Source organism: Acidovorax facilis (assembly GCF_023913775.1).
GTDB classification, from domain to species: Bacteria; Pseudomonadota; Gammaproteobacteria; order Burkholderiales; family Burkholderiaceae_C; genus Acidovorax; species Acidovorax facilis.
The window spans coordinates 1-3324 of record NZ_JAMXAX010000230.1; the positions used below are offsets into that span (position 1 = coordinate 1).

Genomic DNA, 3324 nt, shown 5'->3' on the forward strand with positions numbered 1-3324 from the left:
ACACACCAAGCCCCTCACGGTCACTCCAGAGAATGCTGCGGGCTTGGGCATCGACCTGGTGAGCACCAAGCCCCTGCTCCTCACCCCGGAGAACGCAGCAGGCCTGAACCTGCCGCCGCAAACAGGCAGCGCCGCCCCGGCTAGCGCCACAGCCCCCAACGCCAGCCCCACCGAGATCGCTGCCCTGGAACTGCTGCTGGCCGAGCCCGCCAACCAGGACATCATTGCCCAGTACGGCCCGCCCCTGCGCCCCCTGAACACCGACACCAACGTCGGCCAAGGCATCCTCGCGCGCTTTGGCCCCGACCTGGGCGCGCGCCTGACCCAACTGCAAGAAGCCCAGGATGGCGTGCGCAACGAATACCTGCACGCACTCGACCAAGCCACCCAGAGCCCCGGCCCCGACACCCCGGGCAGTCAATGGGTCCCTGGCACCGGGCAAGGCGAGACCGCCGAGCCCGGGTACTGGAAACTCGACCCCGCAGCGTTCTCGCGGCACTACGCCCAAGGCGACAGCCTGGCCCAACGGGTCTTTGCCGACATGCATGGCCAAGACCCCCTGGTGTTTCACGAGGGCAGGGAAGGTGACGCCCACAGCGAACCCAGCTACCACACACTAGGCCCCTTCAGGCTGGCAAAAGGCCAGCCCTACGGCAGCGACCCCAGCCTGCCTGACGCCTGCCTGCTGCGGGACTACACCCAACTCAGCCCAGAGCACAGCGCAGACCTCATCAACAAGGAATACCTGTGGTTTGACCCCGTCAACGGCTGGAGCACCAGCGCAGACAACATCCAGGCCCCGACGGGCTTTCTGGACAAAGTCCTGCCCGTCGCATTCAGCGCACTGATGTGCATGGTGGCCTTGCCGCCTGTGGGCACCCTGCTGTCACAGGCAGGGGCAGGCACCTTCGTTCAAGGCGCTGCCATGGGGGCCATGGGCAGCGCGATCTCCCAGACGGTGATGACTGGCGGAATCGACTTCGGCAACCTGCTGCGATCGGCCTTGACGGGGGGCATTGCAGGCAGCGTCATGCAATACACAGGCCTGAAGGACATGCTGGGCAGCGCCGACCTGGCCAAGAGCAGCCTGGCCCATCTGGGCAAGGCGGGCCTCACAGGCCTACTGCAAGAAGCCACGGGCGGCAAATTCAAAGACGGCTTCATGAACAGCGCGCTGGCCAGCATCGCGCAAGGGGTGGGAGACCATCTGAATCAGCAGATCGGAGAGCTCAAGGACATCAGCCCCGAGCAGGCCAGCGTGCTCAAGCTCCTGAGCAAAGCCGCCAGCAGCGCCTTGAAGATCGCGGGCACCAACGACCCGGCGGCGGGGTTTGCGGGCGAGTTTCTGAGCGGAGTGCTGGGCGACGGGCTCCAGGGGGCGCAAGGAAAGGGGCAGGAACAGGGCCAGGTAGGGAATGAGGGACAACCGGGACAAGCTGCACAGCCGGGAGACAGGCCCTCCAGCGACTGGGTGAGGAACCTGGGGGCCAGTGAGGTGGATGCGCAGACGGCGCAGTGGGTAGAGGCATTTGCCAACCCGGCCATATTGCCACCGTCGCAAGGCATCCAGGTCGCGTCAGCCCCCATCGGCACAGTGGGTGATGCGGGTTACTTTGATGACAGTGGCGCTTACATCGAGCCCGCCCAACTGATCTGGGCTGACGGCACCACCAGCACGCTGGCACAAGGCAACCAGGGCGAGCCCATGCTGCCAGAGACCGAGGTGCGGGAGACTGCGCAGCCCATGCTGCCAGAGGACTTTCGCAGACAAGAGATCGAGTATCGCAACAGCACAGAGGTACAACCACCACAGTACAGCTTCACGGAACTGGTGGAGATGTCCCACAGCCCCGTTGACAGCTACAGCGCCCAGGAGTACCGGGACGCCGCCGCGCAGTACCGAGCGAGCGTGGGAGAGGACTTCCGGCGGGACAGCATCTACAACGGCCTGTGGACCCGAGCCGCAGCGTTGGACGCAGCTGCAGGCGGCGGATGGGGGCAAGAGGTGATGAATGACATCACCGGCTTTGCAACGGAAGAAGGGCTGCATGCACAGACAGGGGTGGCGATAGGCGGTGCGCTGGGCCGGGGTATTGGAAACAGGCTGGGTGGCAGCGTTGACAATGTGGTCGAGGCTGCGGGCACGAAGCCGGATGGGGCTGTGCCTGCGGCTGGGTCGGGTGTGGGTGGTGTTTCGACCAATGGGGCCAATGGAGGGACAGCGACAGCGGGAGGTACTGCAAACGCTGCGACCTATGCTGGCTTGAAGTTGGATCTAAAGACGACCCAGGCTGCAAACGAGGTAGTCGAAAGCCTCCAGACTACTGGGAAATTGCCTCCAAACTACGTCGATAAAGCGCAAGCAGCTCAACAAGGATGGCAACCGGGCAAGGCGTTAAACAACTTTGTGCCGGGTGGACAATTGGGTGGTGATGTCTTCAATAACGTTCCACCTGTCAACGGGCTACCGCAAGCTGCAAACAGGACTTGGCAGGAAGTGGATATTGGAATGAGTAATACCATGTCCAGAAGCAATCAACTTGGTACACGGTTGCTTTATTCCAATGATGGTCTTCTGTACATAACAACTAACCACTATAAAACGGTTACGCCAATCGGTTCTTGGAAAAAATAGGGGAAAGCATGGAAATACTCATTGATGGTGATGCGCTTGAAACGGCGAGTGATTTTCACCGCGCATTTGCGTCTGCGCTTGGAATTGAAAGTTTTTATGGTGAAAATCTTCACGCGTTATGGGATGTTTTGAGCGCTAGTATTGAAAGGCCCGTGACGCTGACTTGGAAGCGGTCTGATAAGTCAAAACAGGCGTTAGGGGCTGACTTTGATGCAATTGTTGATGTGCTTCGACGAGTTGAGTTGCAGGATGAGAAATTTGGTTGGGCAGACAGGTTTTCTTTTGCCCTTGAATAGGTGTTGCGAATGAAGGAGTCAAGACCGAGGCGGAGGTAAACGCGACGTTCTTGAGCTCCCAGCTTGATAAGAAATTCAAGGGCGCGGATGGCTTTGGGCTATCGATCACAAAGAAATATACAGAAAACCTGTCGCAATACCAGTCCGCGATTGAAGCGCACCATTGGTAATGGAGGAATCTATTATCATGGAACATATCAGTACGTCCCAGGGTCAACATTTCACTTCAATCCGATTACAAGCAACGTAGTGGTTGTTGGAAAAGTCCTAGGGACCCTCTGCACAAATCCCTGCGTAATGTGCTTACGAAGGCTTGAAGCCGAGACAATAAGGCCATGAAGCAAAGCAGCCTGGGCCTGAGCAATACCACCAAGCGCACCCGCAAGCGCGAGT

At 59.6% G+C, this 3324-nt stretch carries 2 protein-coding genes; both read left to right on the forward strand.

The genetic code is table 11. The features are described from left to right. Window positions 1-2635 (forward strand): ribonuclease domain-containing protein (locus NFX52_RS29540; RefSeq protein ID WP_252635967.1); only part of this gene is annotated, 2635 nt, incomplete at its 5' end. An 8-nt stretch (window positions 2636-2643) separates the two neighbouring features. Next, window positions 2644-2931, forward strand: coding sequence for a barstar family protein (locus NFX52_RS29545; protein WP_082437703.1), 288 nt, complete (start codon window positions 2644-2646; stop codon window positions 2929-2931). Window positions 2932-3324: the final 393 nt, after the last annotated feature.

Coding starts and splice junctions, on each gene's coding strand:
- NFX52_RS29545 (WP_082437703.1), top strand. CDS start 2,644: ATGGAAATACTCATTGATGGTGATGCGCTTGAAACGGCGAGTGATTTT.